The sequence below is a fragment of the Pseudoalteromonas sp. NZS100_1 genome (genome assembly GCF_015864285.1).
GTDB classification, from domain to species: domain Bacteria; phylum Pseudomonadota; class Gammaproteobacteria; order Enterobacterales; family Alteromonadaceae; genus Pseudoalteromonas; species Pseudoalteromonas arctica.
The window spans coordinates 1-23,508 of sequence record NZ_JADYXN010000029.1; the positions used below are offsets into that span (position 1 = coordinate 1).

Here is a 23,508-nt window from a genome sequence, read left to right on the forward strand (position 1 = left end):
TCCGATTTACCGAATTGTTGTTTTGCCCAATGAGTATGTTCGTTAATCATAATGTGCCCTCAAACAAGATTTGAAGATCTGATCATGACATTGAGATTTAGTTCAAAAAAATCCCCGCTAATTTCTTAGCAGGGATTTGTGTATAAGAGACAGCTATAAAGCGGCTTTTTTGTATTCAATAGAAAGGAGGGTTATGCCCAACCTTCATAGCGTTTACGACGTGACAACACTATCGTTAATATAATACCTAAAAACAGGCCTAAAAACGCAATAGCACCACCGTAAGTAAGTAGCTGACGTTTCTCTTTTGAGCTAGCAGCTTCTTTTTGGGTGCGCTCTTGCTCTAGCGTTGTTTTAAGCTTAGTAATTTGGGCCGATAACTGCAGGTTTTGATCAGTTAAAGTTTGGTTTTGCTCTTGTAGCTGCGGAAGTTCTATTTGAGCTTGGCGCAGGTTTTCTTGCATAGTACTCATTTCGCTACTTAGTGTTTTGTACTGTTGGTGTAAGCCTGCCGTTTTGGTAACAAACTTAGTTTCTATCCAACCTTCGCGGTCTTTATCATCTTTAATTTTTATAAAGCCGTTTTCTTCAGCAGATAACAAGGTTAACTTTGTTCCAGCATCTACAGAGCCGAGTAGTCGATAATTCTTACTCGCACCAGAGCGCATAAAAGTATATAAATTATCGATAATATAAGCGGTGTTTGCATTAGTTGAATTTGCAGGTTTTGCTTCTTCTGCATAACTCATAAATGTGGTGGCTGTTAAAAGTAGCCCTAATAAACAATGTTTTAGCATTTATCTACCTTGTTGATCTAACTGCGTCCGTTATGAACGTGATTTTCATTTCACATAAGTAGTTAGATAGTATGGATTAAATAGCTCAATAGCAAGACTGATATTGTAACCCAGTAGCAGTTACCTAGCCCACTAGGTTACAAACCTCGCCCCGCGATTAAATTGCCTCTAGATAGAACGAATTTTAATCCACAAAGGTCAACAGGCACTAAAATAAGGCTAAAAAATTTGCATTGTTAGTGTGCTTTGTTTATTTTGAGCACTTATTTATTTTAAAGGTAATCCGCAAACCGAATGGATACTGAGATAGAACTGAAATTTTTGGTATCAGATGCCGTTATTCCACTGATCCCCTCGTTAATTACTCAATTTGCAAAAACGGTGAAGAATAAACCGTCACGCAGCTTACAAAATGCATACTACGACACGCCAAGCCGAGAGCTTAGAGCGCTTGACATAGGCTTTAGAACTCGCTGTTCTGACAGCGAATGCGAGCAAACTATAAAGCTTGCAGGTGAAGTTGTAGGTGGTTTACACCAACGTCCAGAGTACAATTTACCAATTGAATCAAGTCGCCCTAATTTAATGGCGTTTGATGCTGATATTTGGCCTCATGGCATGCAAATAAGCGCAATCTCAAAAAACTTGTATCCAATATTTAGTACTAACTTTATTCGTCGTACTTGGTTAATTGAAACCGAAAGTGGCGCTAAAATTGAAGTTGTACTCGATAAAGGTGAAATTGCGGCTTCGGGTAAAATTGAAATTATTAGCGAGCTTGAAATTGAGCTTGTTGAGGGCAGTCGTAATGAGTTGTTTGCGTTTGCAGATGTACTGGTTAGCCAGAACTGTATCCGTTTAGGATTATACTCTAAGGCCGCGCGTGGTTATCGCCTTGCAGATGAAAAACCTTTAATACCAAGCAAATCTATTGGTTTTGTTCAATTACCAAAGTCGACTACCCAAGAGCGTGCTTTAGTTGAAGCCATGAACTTTGGCATTCGCTTTGTGCAAAAGCATGAGCAATGCTATTTCGATAAGCCAAGTTTAAAAACGCTTAAACGCGTAACTGACGGCATTAGCCTAATACGCCATACTTTTTGGCTGTACGACGATATAGTATCCAAAGAAAGTACAGAACATTTACGTACAGAGCTTAAATGGTTATTAAGCGAATTAGCGTGGGTAGAAAACGCGATTCAATTAAAAACGTACACGTCTAAACGCCATGCTTTTTATAAAAAAATTAATGCTGCTCCAGCACTTACTCAAGTCATTGGTGATTTAAAAGAGTTACAGCCAAGCATTGACGATATAAATGCACTGTTTCATAGCGCGCGTTATAATCGTTTATTACTGTCGTTAACTACGTGGTTAATTGATAAACAGTGGCGTAAAGATTGGGGGCAAATAGAGCTTCAAGCGGCTGAGCAAAACGTGTCGTCCATTGCGAGTAGGCTTTTTAATAAAGACTGGAAAAATCTGCACGAATTACTCCCTAAAGAACAAACACTCGATGTCGCTTCGTATTTAAACCTGCGCACTCAACTTGAAAATAGTTTACTGAGCGGTAACTGCTTAGGATCGTTATTTGATAAAGAGGAACGCCTAGAGTTTAGATTGCCTTGGCTTGATATTTCTCATGGTATTTATGAGTTAAGTACGCTTGAGTATTTAAAGCAGTTATGTGCTGGGCAAGAAGACGAACAGCTTGCTAAAATCCAGTCATGGCTTGAACAAAAGTCTGAATATTTGGTGAGTGCGATGGAGCAAAGTCGCCTTGCTTCATTTGACATAGAACCTTACTGGCAAAAATAAATGATGCACTTTTGTAATGAAATTCAGTTACAAAAGTGCTTATCCGTTATTTTTTAACTCGTTATTTTTAACACTTACGCTGAGCCAACATGGCATTTGTATAAAAACAAAAATGGCGTAAGTGTGTATTATCAAAGCCACAGTGATAATATTTTTGAAGTAAAAGCGCAGATGAGCGAAATACCAACCAGCTTTGCCTCATGGATCAATCCCTACTTGGCTAATCAATAAAGCCGGCCTAAAAAGTACTTACGACATCTTTATTAATTTACATCATATGCTCACACATAAAAATATACTCCAAAACTACCTGTAATCAATAAAGCCGGCCTAAAAAGTACTTACGACATCTTTATTAATTTACATCATATGCTCACACATAAAAATACACTCCAAAACTACCTGTAATCAAAGTAGGTCAGTGCTAAATATCGAATATATAATAATTTTATGGTGTGTTGAGTAGTCTTTAACTACGCTTAAGCAATAATGACACGCTATTATTTGGAGAATTGATGAAGTATTTAGTGGCTATATTATGTTTGATGCACAGCTCACTCTTATTGGCTCAAGAATATACTTTTGGTGTAGTGCCGCAATATGAGCCGCAAAAGCTAAATGCTATTTGGCAACCTTTGTTAAAGCAAGTAAGTAAGCAAACAGGGGTATCAATAAAGCTAATTACAGTTGAGTCTATTCCGGTATTTGAAAAAGCCTTTGCTAATGGCGAATACGACTTTGCATACATGAATCCATGGCACAGTGTTGTAGCATATGAAAAGCAGGGATATTTGCCACTAATAAAAGATGCAGGGCGAAAGCTGCAAGGTATTTTGCTCGTAAACAAAGACAGTAATATTGATAATTTAAGCCAACTAGAGGGCGCCGAAATAGCATTCCCTGCACCTAATGCATTAGGTGCGTCATTATTAATGAGAGCCGACTTAGCATTGTTATATGGGCTAACAATAAAGCCTGTATATGTTCAAACCCACCCTTCGGTATATTTAAATGTAGCACTGCATTCAACAATGGCGGGCGGTGGTGTAATGGGCACATTTAAACAACAACCAGAAAGCTTGCAAAATAAGCTTAAAATTCTTTATAAAACGCGTGAAATTAGTCGCCATCCAATTGTAGTCCACCCAAGGGTTGACCCTGCAATACAGTTAAAAGTGCAACAAGCTATTTTAGATATTGGGCAAAGCCCAGAGCATAAACATTTACTTGCAGGTATCCCAATTATTAAACCTAGTATTGCAACTTTAGCAGAGTATCAGCAGTTAACTCAGTGGGGCTTGCGCTCATTTTATGTTGAAAATTAGAGGGTTTCGTAGTCTAAGGGCGCAAAGCTTTATTGTTGTATTGCTTTGTGGCTTGCTTATGGCCTGTCTTTTTATGTTTTACGCCTTACCTGAGCAAGCGCGTTGGGTAAACGATGGGCTTTCAAAGGCTGCTCAGCGTTCTTTAGCGCAGTTATCGACTTCTATAACGACTCCGTTGTTAACTAGGCAGTATGCAGAGCTGTATGAAGAAATAGACAGCCAACTCCAAACTCGCCCTAATTGGAAAAGTATTAAAATTGTTGATGTGGATTCAAATAACCAATTATACCCGCTTGAAAACTGGGTTGGAGCAAATGAAAACGGCGACATGTTGTTATCTCAGCAGGTGGTGTTTTTAGATAAACCGCTGGCTAATATTAGCTTGGTTGTTAATTTTACGAATGAAATAAACGAATCTTCAAAACTTCATTACACCTTAATATATATACAATTTATTATTTTAGTTATCGTTTTTATAGGTTTAGCTTGGCTGGTGGATTACAGGGTTACGTCGCCTTTAAGGACTTTAAAGCAGGGGTTTTCACGTTTAGCCAAAGGTGACTTTGATTGCCATATAGATAAACAACAACAAAATGAAGTAGGCAGTGTAATAAGTGCATTTAATAACATGGTTGATGAGGTTGCTAATAACCATCAAAAATTAAATGTATTACGAATTCAAGCCGAGTCTGCAAGTAAAGCAAAGTCAGATTTTATGGCCAGTATGAGCCACGAATTGAGAACCCCATTAAATGCAATTTTAGGCTTAGCCCAGCTGTATGGATATGATGAGAGTGCTAATAAAGTACAAAAAGAAAACGCGAAAAGCATTTATCAAGCTGGAGAACATTTACTATTACTTATAGACGATGTACTTGATTTAACGGCTATTGAGTCGGGTAATATGCAGTTTAGTTTTTCTTATGTGCCTATTAAAAGCATATTAGAGGAGTCAGTAGAGCTCGTCACTGAGCTTATTAAAGGGCAATCAATAACACTGTATACCCAAGGTTTCGATTCCTTAGAAGGGTTGAGTATTTACATTGATCAGCGCCGCTTTAAACAAGTGATGCTTAACTTGCTTTCAAATGCGATTAAATACAACAAACCAAATGGCAGCATTAATATAAATTGCCGGGTGTTAAGTAATAAACAATGCGAAATAGATGTAATAGATACCGGATGTGGATTTGCTCCTGATGACATTTCTCGCTTATTTAAACCTTTTGACCGCTTAGGAGCTGAAACCAGTAAAGTAAATGGAACCGGTATTGGTTTAGTGATAACTAAGCAGCTGGTAGAGCGTATGCAGGGTTCTTTAAGCGCGCAAAGTGAGCAGCACAAAGGTTCTTGTTTTACACTAAACTTTAACAGCTTTGATCAAACTGATTTGCCAGCACAAGTGCAATCTCCTCAAATAACACTTCAAAGTTTAGATACAGTAACTCTTCCTACGCTTGAGGTTTTAGTAGCAGAGGATCAGGTTACAAATCAGCAAGTATTAAGGCAGCAATTAACCATGCTTGGAGTGTGTTCTACTTTTGTAAGTAATGGGGAACAAGCCTGGGAAACTCTGCAAAATAAACACTTCGATATTTTACTAACCGACATTCAAATGCCTTTACTCGATGGGTTAGGGTTAGCCAAAAAAATACGCGAAAACACTCATTTTGATAAACTTATTATAATTGCAATTACGGCCAACATTACCAAAAACAATATAGATAATTGTTATGATTGTGGAATGAACGGCTTTTTAACCAAGCCCATTGAGCTTGTTAAATTAAAGTCGTTATTGATGGAGCACTCTCAAACAGTGGTCAACACGCGATCAGAAAAATCTGATGGTGAAAATATAGCTTCAGATAGTTTTGATCAACTAGATATCACGTTATTAAAAGCAATGCTTGGTGATGATCCTACTGTGCACTGCATGGTGTTTAATGCGTTTTTACAAACGGCAGGGGAGCAAATTAAATTAGCTAATGCGTATGCTAAGAGTAAAAATTATGTTGATTTGGCTTTTCAGGCCCATGCCTTAAAGTCGTCGTCAAAATCGGTAGGGGCTATTAAACTGGCTGATATATGCCAGCAGATCGAAACGTATACAGAAAATGAATCTATTGATAACAATGAAATGCAAAGTCTCGAGACCTGCTTCAACGATGTAGTAACGCAACTTAAAAGCTATTGTTTACGATATGAAAAACGCACATAAAAAATGGCTCATAAAGAGCCATTTTATGTTTAAAATATTTTAGTATTTAGCCGCTTCCCCTTTCTTAGGTAAAGCGTCCTGTATAAAGTCACGTAAATCGTTATTAGAGCTTTCTAAGTCAGCGTGGCGAAGGTACATCATATGCCCACTTCTGTAGCCTTTAAAGCTCAAACGGTCTTTCATTTTACCGCTTGGGTCTAATTGCCATAACGTATATTTAGCGTCAAAGTAATTGGTTGCACCATCAAAGTATCCTGATTGAATCATCACGTTTAAGTAAGGGTTTTGCGCCATTGCTAAACGTAGATTTTCGCCCGTATTATTACCGGTTCTATCCCATGGGTGAACATTACCAAATAAATTATATTTTACATCTGTTTTATAGTTTAGCTCTTCACGTAAGTAGTGATTAATTGCAGGAGTGAAAGAGTGTAACCAAGAGGTAAGTTCAGCCCAGTAGTCTGGGGATTCACCCGCGCCTCGTTTATCTATTCCTAAATAACGAGAATCTAAGCGACCCACAGTTTGACCACGCTCACGTAGTAGCTCTTTCCAGAAAAATTGAGTTGGAATATCCAAGTTATTTTGTTCAACAAACTTTTCTGATAAGCCAGCGTAGTGTGCCATTTTTGTAATAATTCGACGTTTTTCTTCAGCATTAATAAAGCCACCCTTGGCAAGCGCTGGGATTAATTCGTTTACAGTAAACTCTTCAACTTCAGGTAATAACTCATCTAGATCTTTAGCTTGTAAATCGGCTTTAAGTGCTTTGTGATACCAAGCAGTTGCTGCAAAGTAAGGTAGGCGGTTAGCTGCTTTAATCGGGCCGTCGCGCTTAATACCAATATCAGTAGGTGATACGAGAACAACACCGTTTATGTACATCCATTGACTATTTTGAAGCTCATGAGCTAGGCCCGATACACGTGTTGTACCGTAGCTTTCACCAATTAAAAATTTAGGCGATCGCCAGCGCTCAGCCCTATTTACAAAAGTATTTAACCACTCAGCAAGGTACTTAATATCGGCATTAACACCAAAAAATAGCTCTTTTTGTTTTGCTTTAGAAGGAAGTTCGCCTTTTTCGTTTTCAAGTACGCGAGAGTAGCCTGTATTTACAGGGTTTACGTAAACAATATCGGCAATATCAAGTACAGAATATGGGTTGTCTTTTACGCCATAAGGTTGAATTGGATAGCCTTCGTCATCAATTTTTAATACGCGAGGACCAGTATAAGCAAGGTGCATCCATACAGAAGCCGAGCCTGGCCCGCCATTAAATGAAATAAGTAATGGGCGAGTTGTCCTGTCGTCAACTTTGTCGCGTGTGTAGTAGGTGTATTGCAATGTCGCAACCGCGTCGCCTTTATCATCCCATACAGGTTGTGTGCCTGTGGCAACGGTGTAATTAAAGCGTTGACCGTTGATTTTAGCTTTATGTTGAGTAACAACTTTGCTGTCTACATCAATACGACGTTGGTTATCGGCAAGCGTGCTTGTACTGATTATTAATGCAATAACGGTTATCGGTAAACTGATAATACGACTAAGCTTCATTAGGTGTCCTTATTATTGTTGATACACCATTAAAGACATTAATGAGTTAAATAACAAAAGTATTGAGACTAGTGGCCGATAATACTAGTTAAGTAAGGTATTAATGCGCTTAGAGACGCGTGCTAACCACTTTTATAGTTATTTAGGATTTGGTTTCTTTATTTAGTTAATCACAGAATTCAGGTATATTGCGGGCCTACTTGTATTGATTTTATATACAAGCTATCACCAAAAAAATCTAATGGATTACGCTTTCAAGCACATAAGTGCACTCTACACCGGATGTTTATGACTAATGCTATTGCAGTAATAGCGTTGTATTTGTCGTTTTGTTACAAAATTAATTAAAGGTAAAGAGAAGCTTTATGCAAAGAGTATTAGTGGTTGAAGACAGTAAAGTAGTGCAGCAGGTGCTTCGCCACTTAACTGCACAATACCTTGATGTAGTAATTGATTTTGCTTGGTCTTTAGCAGAATGCGCTACGTTCGTAGAAAAGCACGATTATACGCTTGCGTTAGTTGATTTAACTTTGCCAGATGCTCCGCACGGTGAAGTTGCAAAATATACTTTATCTAAAAAAATTCCTACGGTTGTTTTAACCTCAAAAATAGATGAGTACAAGCGCCAACAAATGCTTGAATTGGGCGTAGTTGATTATGTTATTAAAGATAATCGCGATTCTTACCATTATGCCGTTAAGCTCGTTGCGCAATTACTCAGAAATCAAGGCTGTAAAGCACTAATAGCAGATGACTCATTACTAAGTCGCTCGTTAATGAAGCAAATGCTAGAAAAGCAATTGTTTGATGTAACAGATGCCCACGATGGACAACAAGCACTCGAAATATTAAAAGCTAATCCTGATATAAAGCTACTTATGACCGACTACGCTATGCCCTCTATGGATGGCTTTGAACTTGTCAAAGCGGTACGTAATTTTAGAGGCCGAGACGACTTAGCAATTATTGGCTTATCGGGCGCGGGAAAGCATGGCCTATCAGCACGATTTATTAAATACGGCGCCAATGACTTTTTAACAAAGCCATTTATGAATGAAGAGTTTCATTGTCGAGTACTTCAAACAATGGAGCAACTGTCGTTAATTTCAGATATTAAAGAAAGCGCACATAGGGATCACTTAACAGGGCTTCATAACCGACGCTACTTTTATCAATATGCAGAAAAGCTCCTTAAAAGTAAAAACCAGAAAAATACTTTGGCATTGCTTGATATCGATTTTTTCAAAAACATTAACGATACATTAGGCCATGAAGGCGGCGATCAGGCTTTAAAGCAGGTTGGTTCATTAATACGATCTACGTTTTCAAAGTTTACGGTTGCACGGGTTGGCGGAGAAGAGTTTGCCATAATATTACCTGAAATAGAGCTAGAACGCGGTCGTGAATACTTTGAAGCATTTAGGAAAAAGATGGCTAGTTACGATTTTTCTATTAGCGATAAATCAATTAAAATTACCACTAGTATAGGCTTGGCTGACTTTCAAGACACTAGTCTAACGCAGGCTATGCGTGTTGCTGACAAAGCATTATACGAAGCTAAAAACCAAGGCAGAAACTGCGTGGTATAACCCTTCTTAAACAAAACTAGGTACGTGATAAATATATAGAGATATAGCACGCACCAATGTAGCTGACTTGTTAAATTAACGCACCTAATTGGTGCGTTTTTTTTGATCTTGAGTTTGTGTTTTTTACTAAGTGGCTGTTTTTAATTGATATAAAATAGTGGCACAAAGGTTGGATTGTTTAACCCAATAGGATAACAATAAAGAGTCCGAGGGGGCCGCTATGAAAATGATTAGTGCAATCATAAAACCATTTAAATTAGACGACGTGCGTGAAGCACTCGCTGATTTAGGAATTGAGGGGATGACAGTAGTTGATGTTAAAGGTTTTGGACGTCAACGAGGTCATACTGAGTTATATCGTGGTGCAGAATACCAAGTAGATTTTATTCCTAAGATCAAACTTGAAATTGCAACGCGTACTGAAAATTGTCAACGCGTTGTTGAAGCAATCACTAAAATTGCATCAACAGGTAAAATTGGTGACGGTAAAATTTTCGTGTACGACTTGGATCAAATTGTTCGTATCCGTACTGGCGAACTTGACGAAGAAGCAATTTAAGGGGGTCTCATGGAAAATACAATAATAGAACTAAAGTTTTCACTCGATACCTTCTATTTTTTAATATCAGGTATATTAGTAATGTGGATGGCAGCAGGTTTTGCCATGTTAGAGGCGGGCTTAGTTCGCTCTAAAAACACAGCTGAAATTTTAACTAAAAATGTCGCGCTATATTCAATTGCATGTACGATGTTTTTATTAGTTGGCTACAACATTATGTATGTAGACAATGCCGAAGGTGGTTTTATTCCTTCAATAGGCGCTTTAATTGGTACACAAGCTGCCGATGCTGACCATTCTTTAGAATCTGACTTTTTCTTCCAAGTAGTATTTGTTGCAACCGCTATGTCGATTGTATCGGGTGCTGTTGCTGAGCGTATGAAACTGTGGGCTTTCCTAGGTTTTGCTGTAGTACTAACTGGTTTTATTTACCCTATTGAAGGTTACTGGACATGGGGTGGTGGTTTCTTATCTGAAATGGGCTTTGTTGATTTTGCAGGTTCTGCAATTGTGCATGGCGCAGGTGCAGCAGCTGCACTAGCTGGTGTATTAATCCTAGGTGCTCGTAAAGGTAAATATGGTAAGAATGGTGAAATATACCCAATTCCAGGTTCAAACTTACCACTTGCTACACTAGGTACATTTATTTTATGGATGGGTTGGTTTGGCTTTAACGGTGGTTCTCAATTACTACTTTCGGATAAAGAAAACGCAACTGCAGTAGGCCAAATATTACTTAACACCAATGCAGCAGCTGCAATGGGTGCTATTGCAGCACTGTTTGTATGTAAAGTACTTTGGGGTAAATCAGATTTAACAATGGTCTTAAATGGTGCATTAGCTGGCTTAGTTGTTATAACAGCAGACCCTCTATCTCCATCACCATTAATGGCATGTCTACTTGGTCTACTTGGTGGTGCACTTGTTATATTTAGTATCATAGCACTTGATAAAGTTAAGATTGACGATCCAGTGGGTGCTATCTCTGTTCATGGTACGTGTGGCGCATTAGGTATTATGTTAGTACCGCTAACCAATGGTGACGCAAGCTTTGTTAATCAGTTAACGGGTCTAGTATGTATTCTTGCCTTTGTATTTGTAGCATCATTTATTGTTTGGACTGTGCTTAACAAAACAATGGGTATACGAGTAACCGAAGAAGAAGAACTAAACGGTATGGATCAACACGATTGTGGTATTGAAGCCTACCCAGAGTTTGTTTCTGTTCGAAATAGCTAATAGTTTATTTAAATAATAGTGTGTTTACACAAAGCCCTACTTCGGTAGGGCTTTTTTTGTTTCAGGGGGGGTTAACTTTTCGGATGTTAGGATATATCCAATATGCTAAGCTCACACTCGTGAATAACCCTTGGAATAAATTACACTTAAATGGCCGATAATAAAAAAACACCTACCAGTAAACCTGCAGTTAAACGTGCAAGTAAATCGTCAAGCAAGACAAAGAAAAGCACCTCAAAGGGCAGTAAAAAAACAGTGGAAACCACTGTTAAACGCTCTTTTATGAGAAAAACATGGTCAGTGTTTTGGAAACTAAGCTTGGCTGTTTTTATTGCAATGGCAATGTACTTCATTTATTTAGATTCAAAAACAACGCGTATATTTGAAGGTAATAAATGGCAACTTCCAGCGCAAGTGTATGCTCGTTCTATGGAGTTTTATCCGGGGCAATTTTTATCAAGCCAGGAAGTAGTGTTTGAGCTAGAGCGTTTAAATTATTCATCGGTTAATAGATTAAGCCGCACAGGACAGTTTGTTAAAACAGCAGATAGCATCAAGATTTATCGTCGTGATTTTGAATTTTATGATGGCCTTGAAGAATCACATATTATTGAACTTCGCTTTGCAGGGCAAAAAGTTGCGACCATTAAAGATAAGTTTGGTAGGCGTTTAAATTCAGCTCGTCTAGAGCCTGTGCAAATAGCGCGTATTGGTAATGACTCTAAACAAGATAGAGAATTTGTACCACTAGATAAGTTTCCAGCAATGCTAAAAGATACGCTATTGGTGGTTGAAGACCGTGATTTTTACGAACATCATGGTGTATCAGTGTTTTCTATTTTACGCGCGCTTTATTCTAATATTAAAGCGGGGCGCACCGTTCAAGGTGGCAGTACGCTTACTCAACAGTTAGCTAAAAATATTTACCTAACACGTGAGCGTTCTTTAGTACGAAAAATAAATGAGGCCTTTATTGCCCTTATTTTAGATTATCGTTATTCAAAAGATCAAATATTGGAAGCTTACTTAAATGAAGTATACCTAGGGCAGTCATACAACCAAGGTGTGCACGGTATGGGGCTTGCTGCTGACTTTTACTTTTCAAAGCCGGTAGATGAGCTTGAGTACGATCAAATTGCTTTGCTGGTGGCAATGGTTAAAGGTCCATCTTATTACAATCCACGTCGCTATAAAGAGCGCACAATGGAGCGCCGAGACTTAGTGCTTCGCCTTATGGTTGAAAACAAGCTACTTAGCACAAAAGAGTACCGTGCATCGCTTAATCGCCCAATTGATATTGCGCCAATGAAAGCGAGTTTACAAAAATCATATCCAGGCTATTTAGAGTTAGTAAACAGAGAATTAAATGAATTATTGCCAGATCAGCAAACACTTGATGCAGGCGTAAGAGTATTTACTTATTTTGATTTGCAAAAGCAAACAGCAATGGAAGAGTCTATTGAAAAGAGCTTACCGTACCTGGAAAATCGTCCTAGAACCGAAAAACTAGAAGCAGCCATGATCTCTGTTAATGTAGAAAAGGGCGGTGTATCTGCACTTGTTGCAGGGCGCGATGTTCGTTATTCAGGATTTAACCGTGTTTTAGATACAAAACGTAATATTGGCTCGCTGGTAAAACCTGCTGTGTATTTAACCGCACTGCAATTACCACATTATAATTTAGCTACTTTGCTTGATGACTCGCCAGTACAGGTTACAAATGAGCAGGGAAAAGTGTGGCAACCAGAAAATTTTGATCATCAATACCGTGGTGCAATACCTCTTTATAAAGCATTTAGTAACAGTATTAATATTCCAGCGGTTAATTTAGGCCTCGATGTAGGTGTTGATAAAGTCGCGAATACACTAAAAGGATTAGGCGCTAAAGGGGCGATAAACGAATACCCATCGTTGCTTTTAGGGGCTGTTGAAATGTCGAGTTTTGAAGTTGCTCAGCTTTATACGACAATTGCTGCAGATGGCGAATATAAAAAGCTTACTGCAATTTCGGCATTAACCGACTCGGTTGGTAAAGTACTTTATAAGCATAAAGTAAATGCAGAGCCTCGTTTTGATAAATCTGCAATGTATATGACTAAATACGCGATGAAACGCGTAACGAAAGACGGCACTGCTAAACGCTTAAATTTACACTTCCCATCAATCCAACTTGCAGGCAAAACTGGCACTAGTAACGATTTACGTGATAGTTGGTTTGCAGGCTTTGATCAAAATACAGTGACGGTAGCTTGGCTTGGTCGAGACGACAACAAAAGCACGGGTTTAACGGGCAGCGTAGGTGCATTAGAAGCATATATTCGCTACTTAAAGCCACTTAATCCACAAGCAATAGCCGATACGCGTCCGCCATCAATACGCTGGGCATTTGTAAATGAGCAAACGGGTAAGCAGGCACCACCAGGATGTGGCAAGGTGATTCAGCTACCACTTAGAGCGAGTGAGTTTGAGCCAAGACCACAATGTATTCGTTAATTTAAGATTACTTTAAACAACAAAGCCGCTTATTTAGCGGCTTTGTTGTTTAAAGTATAGTTAACGTAATTATACCAATCCGTAATAATACTTAATCAATTTGAGGGGTTAAATCTGACGTTAAAAATTTCTGATATACAACTGCATGGATGCAGGAGGTAGAGCAATGCAGGAGCAATTGCCGAGAACAACTAAATAACGAAATTTTTGCCTTGTTATCGACACTATTTTCTTCCCTCAAAATAGATCACTTAATTAAGCGAATTGGTATTAAGATTTAAAAAACTGCATTGATTTGGTTAAATCATTAGATAAGCGACTTAGCTGCTGTGCATCTTGCAGCGTTGATTGAGCTGATGTTAGCGTTTGATCTGCTAAATTACTCACCTCTTGCGAATCATTTAATGCTTGTGTTGTCGCATTTGACTGCTGTTTAACACGCTCTGCAATAACTTCACCTTGATGTTTAATGTCGCCCATACTTTGCTCTGCGCTTTGCAATACTTCATTGGTTTGATTGGCTGCTTTTACCGATTGCTCCATTTTTTCAACACTTGAACGCATTTTTTGCTGAGTGTCGTCAGATGCTTGTTGTAAGGAGCTAATAATTTGATGAATTTCTTGTGTTTGTGTTTGTGTACGCTGAGCAAGAGTTCTTACTTCATCAGCTACAACGGCAAAGCCTCGACCATGCTCGCCAGCTCGTGCAGCTTCAATAGCGGCATTTAGTGCAAGCAAGTTTGTCTGATCGGCTATCTCACTAATACCTTTACTTACTTTGCTAATTTCTTGGCTATCTTGTGCTAGCTTATCGAGCGCTTGTTGGCTCTCTGCAAATTCAATTTGTAGATCTTGCATATATTTAGCAAGCTCCATTGTATTGTCTGAACCTTGTTTTACATGCGCAGCAGCATCTTGCGCGGTAAGCGTTGCTTGATGGGCTGACTCTTCAACTGCAAGTGCGTTTTGAGCCATTTCGCTGAGTGCATTATAAATGGCATTTACTCGGATTTGCTGTTTTGAAACATCATTGCTTGTTTGGCTACTCGCATGTGATAGCGATTTAGTTGCGCCGCATAGCTCTTCTGTACTTGCTTTAACATCAATTAATAAATGTGAAAATGCATTAAGTAATGCGTTGTAGCGCGATGCAATAATTCCCATTTCATCATTAGTGCTCGAATCGATAGTGGCATTTAAGTCGCCATTCGCGGCTCTATTCGCTGCATCAGCAAAGCGATTAATGGTATCAACAACTGCAAAATAAAAACCAATCATTAAATAAAATGCAAATAACAAACTAATCAATGAAGCGGCTAAAACAAGATTTCGAGTCCACTGTTGAGTTTGCAGTTTTGCTTCAATAAGGCTCTCAAGCGTTGGAATACTCTTACTAACAAGTTGATTAATACTGCTGTGAACATTGTTTGTTAGTTTAGTAAATTCTGATTGAGTTAATAAAATATCGTCTGGCTCAAGTAGTTTTTCATCTATCGCTTTTTTAAATGCGCCAACAGCACTGTGTAAATTATCTAACGAGGGCATGAGCGCTTTATTTACTGATTTGTCTGCATTGGTGGCTACATTGAGTATTTTATCGAGTTGTTTTTCGTATAAAGGAAGTGACTTACTAAAATTTGAAAGTGCTATAAACGTATCTGGCGTAAAACGATTACTTGCCAAAACAGTATTTGCGCTTTGCGCTGTCGAGTTTATTTGCATTATAAGTGCAGGAATTGGCGTGACTAAAGAGCGGTTTACGTAAGCACTAGCTAACTGGCTATCTAATGCTAAGTTAGACTGAATAGAAACAAGTTCAAGTACATCATTTGCTTGATCGTCTTTTATATCAAAACCGAGTGAGCGAGCTATTTTTATATTTTGATTTGCTTCCCCCTGCATTTGATTTGAGAGTATTGACCTGTAGCCTTTTAAACCTTGTTGCTGCATTTTTGAAACAGCGATACTTTCACTTAATAATGAGACTAAAAAAAACAAGCTAAGTGCGAGAGGAACGAGTAAAATTCCAAACATTAAGCTGATTTTAGTTTTGTATTTTAAATTTGCCATTAGCTGGATAGCGGGAAAAGAAAATTGGCGTAATCCTGACATAAGGCTCTCTTGTATTTTTGTAATTAGGGTAAAGGTGAATAGACCTTGTTATGCTTAATTATCATTCATTTATAGTACTTTACAAATAAAAAAAGCCCTTTCGGGCTTTTTTCAATCTTTAGTCTTAATTACACACTGTAAAAACAAGCGCTTATAAAATATAAAAAGTAATTTTAACTTAAAGTTTAGCAAACGAGCGTTCTGCTGCCGCTATTGTTTCTTTTACTTCTTGCTCAGTATGCGCAGCACATACAAAACCAGCTTCAAATGCTGATGGAGCAAGGTACACACCTTCTTCAAGCATAAGGTGGAAAAAACGTTTGAAGCGCTCTAGGTCGCATTCAGTAGCTTGTTTGTATGTCGTTACTTTTTCAGCATCAGTAAAAAAGAATCCATACATGCCGCCAGCATAATTAGTTGTTAATGCAATGTCTGCTTTTTTAGCGCCAGCTTCAAAGCCTTCACAAATTGCTTTAGACGTTGCTTCTAACTTATCGTGTAGACCTGGCTCACATAATAGCTCAAGTGATTTTAAACCTGCAGCCATCGCAATAGGGTTACCAGAAAGAGTACCCGCTTGGTAAACAGGGCCCACAGGCGCAATGTAATCCATTATTTCGGTTTTACCACCAAACGCGCCAACGGGCATGCCGCCGCCAATGACTTTACCTAAACACGTAAGGTCTGGTTTAATGTTGTAATACGCTTGAGCGCCGCCAAGTGCAACACGAAAACCCGTCATTACTTCATCAAAAATAAGTACTGATTTATATTCGTCACACACATCACGCAAACCTTCTAAAAAGCCAGGTACTGGTGGAATGCAGTTCATGTTACCGGCTACTGGCTCTACAATAATACAGGCAATTTCGTCAGCGTATTTTGCAAAAATAGCTTTTACTTCATCTAGGTTATTAAACGACACAGTAAGTGTATGCTTAGCAAAGTCCTCAGGAATACCAGGAGAATTAGGTACGCCCATTGTTAGTGCACCAGAGCCTGCCTTAACTAATAACGAGTCAGCATGGCCGTGGTAACAACCTTCAAATTTTAATATTTTATCGCGGCCGGTAAAGCCACGCGCTAAACGAATTGCACTCATTGTTGCTTCAGTGCCTGAGCTAACCATGCGTACTTTTTCGATTGATGGAACCAGCTCTTTTACTTTTTCAGCCATTAGTATTTCGGCTTCAGTTGGCGCGCCATAGCTAAGGCCATTTTCTACTGCTTCGTGCACGGCTTGTTTAATTGCAGGGTGGTTATGGCCCATGATCATAGGCCCCCAAGAGCCAACATAATCAATGTAACGATTACCGTCGGCATCAAATGTAAACGCGCCTTCTGCTTTTGTAATAAATAGCGGCGTACCGCCTACACCGTTAAAAGCACGAACTGGCGAGTTTACGCCACCTGGAATAGAGGCTTGAGCGCGTTCAAATAAGTCTTGGCTAATTGTCATGAAAAATCCTATAAATTGTCACTTAAAGAGGGTTTAGCTGTCGCGTTTGCGGCTAAACCAAGGTACGTCCACTTCATACTTATCGACTTTATTTTCTACGCCGAGTGTTAAAGCAAACAGTGCCATACGAATTAATACGCCATTTTGTACTTGGCGGAATATTGCTAAATTGTCGTTACTGTTTAAGTCGTTATCAAGCTCGTTGGCTTCTAAGCGACTATCACGTGGTAACGGATGCATTAACACAGAGTTAGGTTTGCAATGAGCGCTGTAAATAGATTGGCTAATTCTAAAACCGCCACGGTATTTATTTGCTTCTTCTTGTGAAGGAAAGCGCTCTTCTTGAATACGTGTTTGGTAAACAATATCGGCTGCTAAATTACCTTCCATCTTGTTTACTAGCTCAATTTTGTGTCCTGCATTTTCTACGGCATCTAAAATACTCGTTGGCATTTGTAGGCCATCAGGCGCGACCATCGAAAACTTTACGTTTTTATAATGGCACAATAGCTTTGATAGAGAATGCACTGTGCGACCATATTTTAAATCACCCACAAGCGCTATATGCATGCCATCAATATTTTGATCAAAACGGTGTAATTCACGCTCAATGGTTAATAAATCAAGTAATGCTTGAGTCGGGTGCTCATTTGGACCGTCGCCGCCATTAATAACTGGCACAGTACAGCCATCAGCAAATTCACTTACTGAGCCTGCATCGGGGTGGCGCATAGCAACAGCATCGGCGTAAGCTGAAATAACGCGCGCGGTATCGTAAAGTGATTCACCTTTTGCAAGCGCTGAGCTTTGCATACCTGTAGTTTCACGTACACCCCCGCCTAGTAAGTTAAAGGCTGTACCAAAGCTAACTCGCGTGCGAGTACTTGGTTCAAAAAACAAATTTGCTAAAATAGCGCCTTTAAGCACCGTTGTTTGCTTTTGTTTTTTAGCATAAGGCTCCATTTTTTTAGCTACTGCAAAAATACGTTCAATGCAGTCTCTGTCTAGCTGATTTACAGACAGTATATGTTCGCCTTGGAAACTTAACATGGGGTAATTCCTAATCAATCAAATGGGCGCGATAATCCATAAATGGAGCACGCAATCGCGCGTGTTATAGCAAGTATTGTAAATTGCAGCGCAGTTTAACATGCACCGAAACGCTTATAAATTAGGTTTTATTACCGCAAGTGCCACTATGATGAGCAGCGCAATAACAGGGAGCTCATTAAAAATACGGTAAAAGCGGTCTGTTTTAGTGTTTCGGTCATGTTTAAAGTCACTTAATAACTTAAAACAGTAGCCGTGGTATAGGTATAAAATAATTACCAGTACAAGTTTGTAATGTAGCCACATACTGTATTTAAACCAATCACGACCATATTCAACAATGGTTAACACACCAAATACAGCCGTTAAAACAGCAAATGGGGTTACGAAATAAAGTAACCTGCGCTCCATAACTTTAAGCATAGAGTTACATGATCTTTCTTCGCTCATTGCGTGATATACAAATAATCGAGGCAAGTAAAAAATACCGGCAAACCACGCAATCATAAAAAATATGTGGAGTGTTTTATAAATCAATAATGCGCTCATAATAGTCCTTATTGCTTAAAGTAAGCTGTTACGAATGGTTAAAATATGATGAATTTGATCCCAGCGTAATAGCCCCATAATTTGTTGATTATCTAAAAGGTTATAAACGTAAAGCGCGCCACTTCTTTTATCTTTTAGTATATCGAATGCATCGGCTAGGGTGGCTTGGCTGCTGATGCCCTGCAAGCTAATGTAATTTATATTTATTGCTTCATCAGACATTAGCGTTAAATCGTATTCAGCGAGGCGATAGCCATTTTCTTCGTCAAAAACAATCAAGGGTGTTTGGCTATCCATGGCATCAAGCGTATTTTTTATTTGCTCTTTATCGTCTGAGTAAAGCAATTTAAAGTCTTCATCCATATCATCCATTATTCCCACTTTTTGTAATGCTTCGGTAGCGGGAGATACATGGTACGGCAATCCCTGAAAATCTAATTGTTGCAAAAATATGGAGCGATTTCCAAAAAATTGTAATGCAGTTACATATGCAGTGGTTATAACTATCATCGCAGGAACGATTATTTCAGGTGATGATGTAAGCTCCATTACTGTTGTTAATGCAGCAAGTGGTGCATGCAGTGTAGCCGCTAATAATCCAGCCATACCTAAAACCCCATACGTACCCGCAATATCAGTACCCGGGCTAATATATTGAGCAAAAAAGGCCATTAATGTCCCAATTAATACACCAAGCCCAATTACCGGACCAATTAAACCACCAGGAATACCCAAACCAATAGCAAACAATGTGGCAAGTAGTTTAGCTATTAAAATGGTAGTAAGCAGCTTTACGTTATCAGGCGATTCAACCGCGATAGTAATCGCACTCATACCAGAACCCATAGCATGAGGCACCGCGTAAGCTATCAAGCTGGCAATACAGCCTGCGATTAGTAAACGAGGAAACATACTTAAAGGTTTAAATGTTTTAATAATTAGCATTAAGTTTTGATTAAAGCTAAATGCTATAGCGCCCAGCGCCATACCGCATAATATTAAATAAGGGTAATGCCAACCACTTAATGGCGCTATTGTAATGAGTGCAAGTTCAGAGCCTTCACCAAAAACAAACTGCGTAGCGAGTGCACCAGTAACAGCAGCAAGCATGATTGGCACAAATATGTGTACTTTATATTCTCGAAGTACCACTTCCATTACAAAAATAACGGCTGCAAGTGGGGTATTAAACGAAGCGGCTATACCTGCTGCAACGCCGCAACCACTTAAAGTACGCATGGCGTTATGCGGTAAATGTAGTTTATCCGCTAAAATACTCGCACCTGTTGCGCCCATATGTACGGAAGGCCCTTCTCGGCCAACCGAAAAACCGCTAATGAGTGCAAGTGCGCCACCAACAAATTGATTAACCGTATTGTATAAAGGCATTTGCCCGTAATGGCGTTTAATACGATGAATAACAAAAGGAATGCCTAAACGGTAATGTTTAAAGCCAGTAAATGCAGCAAAGCACGCAATTAAAAATGCGGCTATTAATGGCATTAAAACGCGTTCAAGAGTGGGTAGGGTAGTAAAGTCGTCAGGTGTTTCCAAAAATAAGCTTTGAAAAAACAAAATAGTTAAGCGAAATAAAATAATAAAAAATGCAGCAATTAATCCGGCAACTACGCCTAATAAGCATAATTGTACAGATGTTTTAGGTTTTGCCAGTCGACGCCTGAGTTGCTCAAGCCACATGCATTATTTCCTCGCCGCATTTTTCAGCAGCATTTTAGCAAAAGAGTTTAGTTAAGTCCTTGTGATTTTGAATTTTTCGTAACTTATATTAACAATTTGCAGTAAAGATTAAGACCTATTTTTTATAACTAAAATTTTTAATGAATTTATAGTTTACAAGGGTCGCTTTTAGTTTGCTTAAGTATTATTTTAGTGAGCTAATGTTTAGCCACTTTTTTACTAATTTATAGGTATAACTTAGAGTAAAGAGTTGTTTTACTATACTTGATTAAAACACTCGGGTATTAGATAATCACGCCATTGCGATATTGAGGGTTTTAAAATGTCTGAAGAATTACCAATTAAGTTCAGCGATGCAGCTGCTGTTCGCGTTAAACAGTTAATCGACGAAGAAGAAAATCCAGATTTAAAACTGCGTGTTTATGTAACAGGTGGTGGTTGTTCTGGTTTTCAATATGGTTTTACTTTTGATGAAAAAGCGAATCCTGGCGATTTAGAAATTGTAAAAAATGGTGTAACACTCGTGATCGATCCAATGAGCATTCAATATTTGGTTGACGGTGAAGTTGATTACACTGAAGGATTAGAAGGCGCACGCTTTTTTGTATCTAATCCTAATGCAACAACAACCTGTGGTTGTGGTGCAAGCTTTAGCGTTTAACAGCCAAACGCTAAATAGAATGAAGCCGCTTTGCGGCTTTTTTAATGCCTACAAATCGGTTGGGGCGTATTCAGTTATTTGCATTATCAATACAAAAAAGCCAAGTACAAAAGTAGAAAACGCTAAAATGTATATGAAGCCTTTTTTGCCTTGCTTAATTGGTACGCCGTTGTGGCGCAAAAAAAAGTACCAACCCAAGCACAACACAATCGGTAATAAAAAAAGAAGTCTGAACATTATTCGGCCTTTTTGGTGCTAATTATTGCTTAATCATAAACATGTGACGATAAATTGGAACAAAATTGTTATAAAAATTCATTTAAATATTTTATAACTAGAAATTAATTTATTAATACTTTTTGAGTACTTAGGTCAATATTCAGCGTTTATAAATATTCACTCGTGTTCATATTTGTACCGAGTATGTAATTAGTTATTTAACCAAAGTGTTAATAGTATATAATGTATCCAAGAATGAGACGGGCAAAATTTCATTCTCAATAAAAACAAATCTTTACCACATTATTAGCGTAGTTTTTTAGCTATATTGGTGGAGTGAGTAGCAACACATGCTTTGTTAAGCAATAGCTTGCTATTGAAAATATGGTATGACTGCTTACTTGCCTACAGCTATTGATAGAGACTACTGCTTTAATAGGTACGTCAAATCATCTAGTAGGAGATGTAAAATGATGGGCAAAACAGTTTCTTCTGAAGAAAATGCAAAGCTAACAAAGTGGCTTAAAAGTAAGCGCCACGAAAAGGGTCATACAATGCGAAGCCTAGCACAAGTGCTGGGAACGCCTCATTCGTTTATCGGCAAGATTGAAAATCAAGAACGCCGTTTAGATGTGATTGAGTTTGTTCGTTATTGTACAGCTCTAGAAGTTGATCCACATGAAGCACTTAGCTTGCTAAAAGTAGATTAACTCAAACATTGCTTAGTACACTTTAAGGGGCACTTGATAGTGCTAAGTAATATGTTAATGCAGGGATGCATTAAATATTTTTATGATAATTTTTCTCAAGCTCATATAATTTATGCCTAATCAGGTATAAAAATATCAGCGAAGGTATAACCATCAAGGCTGTTAAAACAAAGAACAGCGACCAATTTCCCATTAACCAATCATCAATTACTACACCACTGTAGCTCGAAAGTAATGTTCGTCCTAAATTCCCTAATGACGCCAGTAATGCATAGTGTGTTGCACTAAATGCTCTATCGCATAACATCGATATAAAGGCCACCATAGCGACCAGCGACCATGCTTGCGTAAACCCGTCAATAACAATAGCAAAGGCATACAGTCTTAAATCAGGGCCAACTAAAGCAATCCACGAAAAGGCTAAGTTTGAGGCCGCCATCGCAATGCCACTAACAAATAAACCCTTAACAATGCCATATTTTTGATTAAATAAACTGCCAACAAAGGTAAATATGATTGTAAGTACGGCAGTACCTACCTTTGAAAATGTAGCTATATCGCTATTGCTAAAACCAATTTCTTTATAAAAAACAATCGACATTCGCCCTAAAAACGCTTCGCCTATTTTAAATAAGAAAATAAACGCAAGTAATGCCAGTGCCGTTTTAACACCATTTTTAGTAAAAAAAGCTCTAAAGGGATCAATAACGGTTACCGCGAGCCACGCAACAGTTTTTGTAAGAGGGGTTTGTTTTGTAGAGGACAGTTTTTCAAGGTACACACGTTCAAGCTCGGCATGTACCGCTTCTCTATTTGATTCAGGCTCTTTTGCAAACAATGCTCCACTCATTAGCAGCAGCATTACAGCAGCTAAAAAGTAATAAATTTGTGGCCAGTCGAGCGAGGGGATATCAGCCATATAAAATGGAATTGCACCTAAAAGCGCATAACCTGTCCACCAACCAGATGTTGCCATAGCGGCTGCCGCTGTTGCTTTGTGAGATTCGTTTGCTTTAAGTGTGTCTATTCTGAATGCATCAATAGCAATGTCTTGCGTTGCAGAAGCAATGGCGATTAACAAACAAATTGCAGCAACAATTGCTAAATTAGCTTTTAAATCAAGCCCAGCTAATAATAAGGTGCCAATAAAAATAAAGCTCTGGCAAAATAGTATCCAACTACGACGTTGGCCTAGCCATTTATATAAAATAGGGAGTTTTGTACGGTCAATGAGCGGTGACCATAAAAAATTGATACTGTAAGCGCCAAATACAATGCCGAATAGGCCAATCATGCTGCGGCTTAGCCCTTCATCCTTTAGCCAAGCCGACATAACAGAGCCAATTAATACCCACGGAAAACCGCTACTCATACCAAATATAAAAATATGGATTAAGCGTTTGTCTTTAAAGTAAGAAAAATATTCGCTAATAGAGAGAGATTTGCTCATAGGGC

18 protein-coding genes are annotated in these 23,508 nt (G+C 38.5%); 9 read left to right on the forward strand and 9 right to left on the reverse strand.

Going from position 1 to position 23,508, the window contains the following annotated elements; translation table 11 throughout:
- Positions 1-191: 191 nt before the first annotated feature.
- Positions 192-797, reverse strand: a complete 606-nt coding sequence (locus tag I6F66_RS16610; protein ID WP_007584830.1) for a TIGR04211 family SH3 domain-containing protein — start codon at positions 795-797, stop codon at positions 192-194.
- A gap of 294 nt (positions 798-1,091) precedes the next feature.
- On the opposite strand from I6F66_RS16610, the gene I6F66_RS16615 reads away from it, so the two are divergent.
- The 3 genes from I6F66_RS16615 to I6F66_RS16625 all read left to right on the forward strand — a co-directional run bounded on the left by I6F66_RS16615 (position 1,092) and on the right by I6F66_RS16625 (position 6,158).
- Entirely contained in the window at positions 1,092-2,615 is a 1,524-nt protein-coding gene (locus tag I6F66_RS16615; RefSeq protein ID WP_165728469.1) for a CYTH and CHAD domain-containing protein, read from the forward strand.
- Positions 2,616-3,130: 515 nt separating this feature from the next.
- Positions 3,131-3,940, forward strand: a complete 810-nt coding sequence (locus I6F66_RS16620) for a phosphate/phosphite/phosphonate ABC transporter substrate-binding protein (RefSeq protein WP_165728470.1) — start codon at positions 3,131-3,133, stop codon at positions 3,938-3,940.
- Positions 3,927-6,158: an ATP-binding protein gene (locus tag I6F66_RS16625; RefSeq protein ID WP_197209482.1), complete on the forward strand. Its 2,232-nt coding sequence runs from the start codon at positions 3,927-3,929 to the stop codon at positions 6,156-6,158. Before I6F66_RS16620 ends, I6F66_RS16625 begins: the two co-directional genes overlap by 14 nt.
- Before the next feature lie 39 nt (positions 6,159-6,197).
- Here I6F66_RS16625 and I6F66_RS16630 read toward each other — a convergent pair whose 3' ends face one another.
- Complete coding sequence (locus I6F66_RS16630; RefSeq protein ID WP_165728472.1) at positions 6,198-7,715, reverse strand: S10 family peptidase; 1,518 nt, start codon at positions 7,713-7,715, stop codon at positions 6,198-6,200.
- 365 nt (positions 7,716-8,080) lie between these two features.
- Here I6F66_RS16630 and I6F66_RS16635 point away from each other — a divergent pair, with 365 nt between their 5' ends.
- The 4 genes from I6F66_RS16635 to mrcB all read left to right on the forward strand — a co-directional run bounded on the left by I6F66_RS16635 (position 8,081) and on the right by mrcB (position 13,595).
- Positions 8,081-9,304 (forward strand): diguanylate cyclase, encoded by a 1,224-nt coding sequence (locus I6F66_RS16635; RefSeq protein WP_165728473.1) that lies wholly within the window; start codon positions 8,081-8,083, stop codon positions 9,302-9,304.
- Between the two features lie 220 nt (positions 9,305-9,524).
- Entirely contained in the window at positions 9,525-9,863 is a 339-nt protein-coding gene (locus tag I6F66_RS16640) for a P-II family nitrogen regulator (protein WP_004587162.1), read from the forward strand.
- Positions 9,864-9,872: 9 nt separating this feature from the next.
- On the forward strand, positions 9,873-11,102 hold the full coding sequence (locus tag I6F66_RS16645) for an ammonium transporter (RefSeq protein ID WP_010555509.1): 1,230 nt from the start codon (positions 9,873-9,875) through the stop codon (positions 11,100-11,102).
- 150 nt (positions 11,103-11,252) lie between these two features.
- Positions 11,253-13,595 (forward strand): penicillin-binding protein 1B, encoded by a 2,343-nt coding sequence (gene mrcB, locus I6F66_RS16650; protein WP_165728474.1) that lies wholly within the window; start codon positions 11,253-11,255, stop codon positions 13,593-13,595.
- A 270-nt stretch (positions 13,596-13,865) separates the two neighbouring features.
- Here the strand turns inward: mrcB and I6F66_RS16655 are convergent, their stop codons facing one another.
- From I6F66_RS16655 to I6F66_RS16675, 5 genes are all read right to left on the reverse strand, one after another.
- Positions 13,866-15,707, reverse strand: coding sequence for a methyl-accepting chemotaxis protein (locus I6F66_RS16655; RefSeq protein ID WP_024608758.1), 1,842 nt, complete (start codon positions 15,705-15,707; stop codon positions 13,866-13,868).
- 178 nt (positions 15,708-15,885) lie between these two features.
- On the reverse strand, positions 15,886-17,166 hold the full coding sequence (gene hemL, locus I6F66_RS16660) for a glutamate-1-semialdehyde 2,1-aminomutase (RefSeq protein WP_165741544.1): 1,281 nt from the start codon (positions 17,164-17,166) through the stop codon (positions 15,886-15,888).
- A gap of 33 nt (positions 17,167-17,199) precedes the next feature.
- The gene (locus tag I6F66_RS16665; RefSeq protein ID WP_007584862.1) at positions 17,200-18,216 is read right to left on the reverse strand and encodes an aspartate carbamoyltransferase; all 1,017 of its coding nucleotides are present in this window, start codon (positions 18,214-18,216) and stop codon (positions 17,200-17,202) included.
- Positions 18,217-18,330: 114 nt separating this feature from the next.
- Positions 18,331-18,765: a CopD family protein gene (locus tag I6F66_RS16670; RefSeq protein ID WP_007584864.1), complete on the reverse strand. Its 435-nt coding sequence runs from the start codon at positions 18,763-18,765 to the stop codon at positions 18,331-18,333.
- Positions 18,766-18,780: 15 nt separating this feature from the next.
- Complete coding sequence (locus tag I6F66_RS16675) at positions 18,781-20,463, reverse strand: chloride channel protein (protein ID WP_007584866.1); 1,683 nt, start codon at positions 20,461-20,463, stop codon at positions 18,781-18,783.
- Between the two features lie 322 nt (positions 20,464-20,785).
- On the opposite strand from I6F66_RS16675, the gene erpA reads away from it, so the two are divergent.
- A complete protein-coding gene (gene erpA, locus I6F66_RS16680) occupies positions 20,786-21,124 on the forward strand; it encodes an iron-sulfur cluster insertion protein ErpA (protein WP_002958911.1) in 339 nt (112 codons plus the stop codon).
- A gap of 48 nt (positions 21,125-21,172) precedes the next feature.
- Here erpA and I6F66_RS16685 read toward each other — a convergent pair whose 3' ends face one another.
- A complete protein-coding gene (locus tag I6F66_RS16685) occupies positions 21,173-21,361 on the reverse strand; it encodes a hypothetical protein (protein WP_165728476.1) in 189 nt (62 codons plus the stop codon).
- A gap of 452 nt (positions 21,362-21,813) precedes the next feature.
- On the opposite strand from I6F66_RS16685, the gene I6F66_RS16690 reads away from it, so the two are divergent.
- Positions 21,814-22,053 (forward strand): helix-turn-helix domain-containing protein, encoded by a 240-nt coding sequence (locus tag I6F66_RS16690; RefSeq protein ID WP_007584874.1) that lies wholly within the window; start codon positions 21,814-21,816, stop codon positions 22,051-22,053.
- 70 nt (positions 22,054-22,123) lie between these two features.
- Here I6F66_RS16690 and I6F66_RS16695 read toward each other — a convergent pair whose 3' ends face one another.
- Complete coding sequence (locus I6F66_RS16695) at positions 22,124-23,503, reverse strand: MFS transporter (protein WP_007584875.1); 1,380 nt, start codon at positions 23,501-23,503, stop codon at positions 22,124-22,126.
- Positions 23,504-23,508: the final 5 nt, after the last annotated feature.

What these genes read in the sequence shown, in the direction of transcription:
- I6F66_RS16685 (WP_165728476.1), bottom strand. Translation starts at nt 21,361, where the DNA reads ATGTTCAGACTTCTTTTTTTATTACCGATTGTGTTGTGCTTGGGTTGG.
- I6F66_RS16615 (WP_165728469.1), top strand. Translation starts at nt 1,092, where the DNA reads ATGGATACTGAGATAGAACTGAAATTTTTGGTATCAGATGCCGTTATT.
- I6F66_RS16690 (WP_007584874.1), top strand. Translation starts at nt 21,814, where the DNA reads ATGATGGGCAAAACAGTTTCTTCTGAAGAAAATGCAAAGCTAACAAAG.
- I6F66_RS16635 (WP_165728473.1), top strand. Translation starts at nt 8,081, where the DNA reads ATGCAAAGAGTATTAGTGGTTGAAGACAGTAAAGTAGTGCAGCAGGTG.
- mrcB (WP_165728474.1), top strand. Translation starts at nt 11,253, where the DNA reads ATGGCCGATAATAAAAAAACACCTACCAGTAAACCTGCAGTTAAACGT.
- I6F66_RS16655 (WP_024608758.1), bottom strand. Translation starts at nt 15,707, where the DNA reads ATGTCAGGATTACGCCAATTTTCTTTTCCCGCTATCCAGCTAATGGCA.
- I6F66_RS16625 (WP_197209482.1), top strand. Translation starts at nt 3,927, where the DNA reads ATGTTGAAAATTAGAGGGTTTCGTAGTCTAAGGGCGCAAAGCTTTATT.
- I6F66_RS16665 (WP_007584862.1), bottom strand. Translation starts at nt 18,216, where the DNA reads ATGTTAAGTTTCCAAGGCGAACATATACTGTCTGTAAATCAGCTAGAC.
- hemL (WP_165741544.1), bottom strand. Translation starts at nt 17,166, where the DNA reads ATGACAATTAGCCAAGACTTATTTGAACGCGCTCAAGCCTCTATTCCA.
- erpA (WP_002958911.1), top strand. Translation starts at nt 20,786, where the DNA reads ATGTCTGAAGAATTACCAATTAAGTTCAGCGATGCAGCTGCTGTTCGC.
- I6F66_RS16645 (WP_010555509.1), top strand. Translation starts at nt 9,873, where the DNA reads ATGGAAAATACAATAATAGAACTAAAGTTTTCACTCGATACCTTCTAT.
- I6F66_RS16695 (WP_007584875.1), bottom strand. Translation starts at nt 23,503, where the DNA reads ATGAGCAAATCTCTCTCTATTAGCGAATATTTTTCTTACTTTAAAGAC.
- I6F66_RS16640 (WP_004587162.1), top strand. Translation starts at nt 9,525, where the DNA reads ATGAAAATGATTAGTGCAATCATAAAACCATTTAAATTAGACGACGTG.
- I6F66_RS16670 (WP_007584864.1), bottom strand. Translation starts at nt 18,765, where the DNA reads ATGAGCGCATTATTGATTTATAAAACACTCCACATATTTTTTATGATT.
- I6F66_RS16630 (WP_165728472.1), bottom strand. Translation starts at nt 7,715, where the DNA reads ATGAAGCTTAGTCGTATTATCAGTTTACCGATAACCGTTATTGCATTA.
- I6F66_RS16610 (WP_007584830.1), bottom strand. Translation starts at nt 797, where the DNA reads ATGCTAAAACATTGTTTATTAGGGCTACTTTTAACAGCCACCACATTT.
- I6F66_RS16620 (WP_165728470.1), top strand. Translation starts at nt 3,131, where the DNA reads ATGAAGTATTTAGTGGCTATATTATGTTTGATGCACAGCTCACTCTTA.
- I6F66_RS16675 (WP_007584866.1), bottom strand. Translation starts at nt 20,463, where the DNA reads ATGTGGCTTGAGCAACTCAGGCGTCGACTGGCAAAACCTAAAACATCT.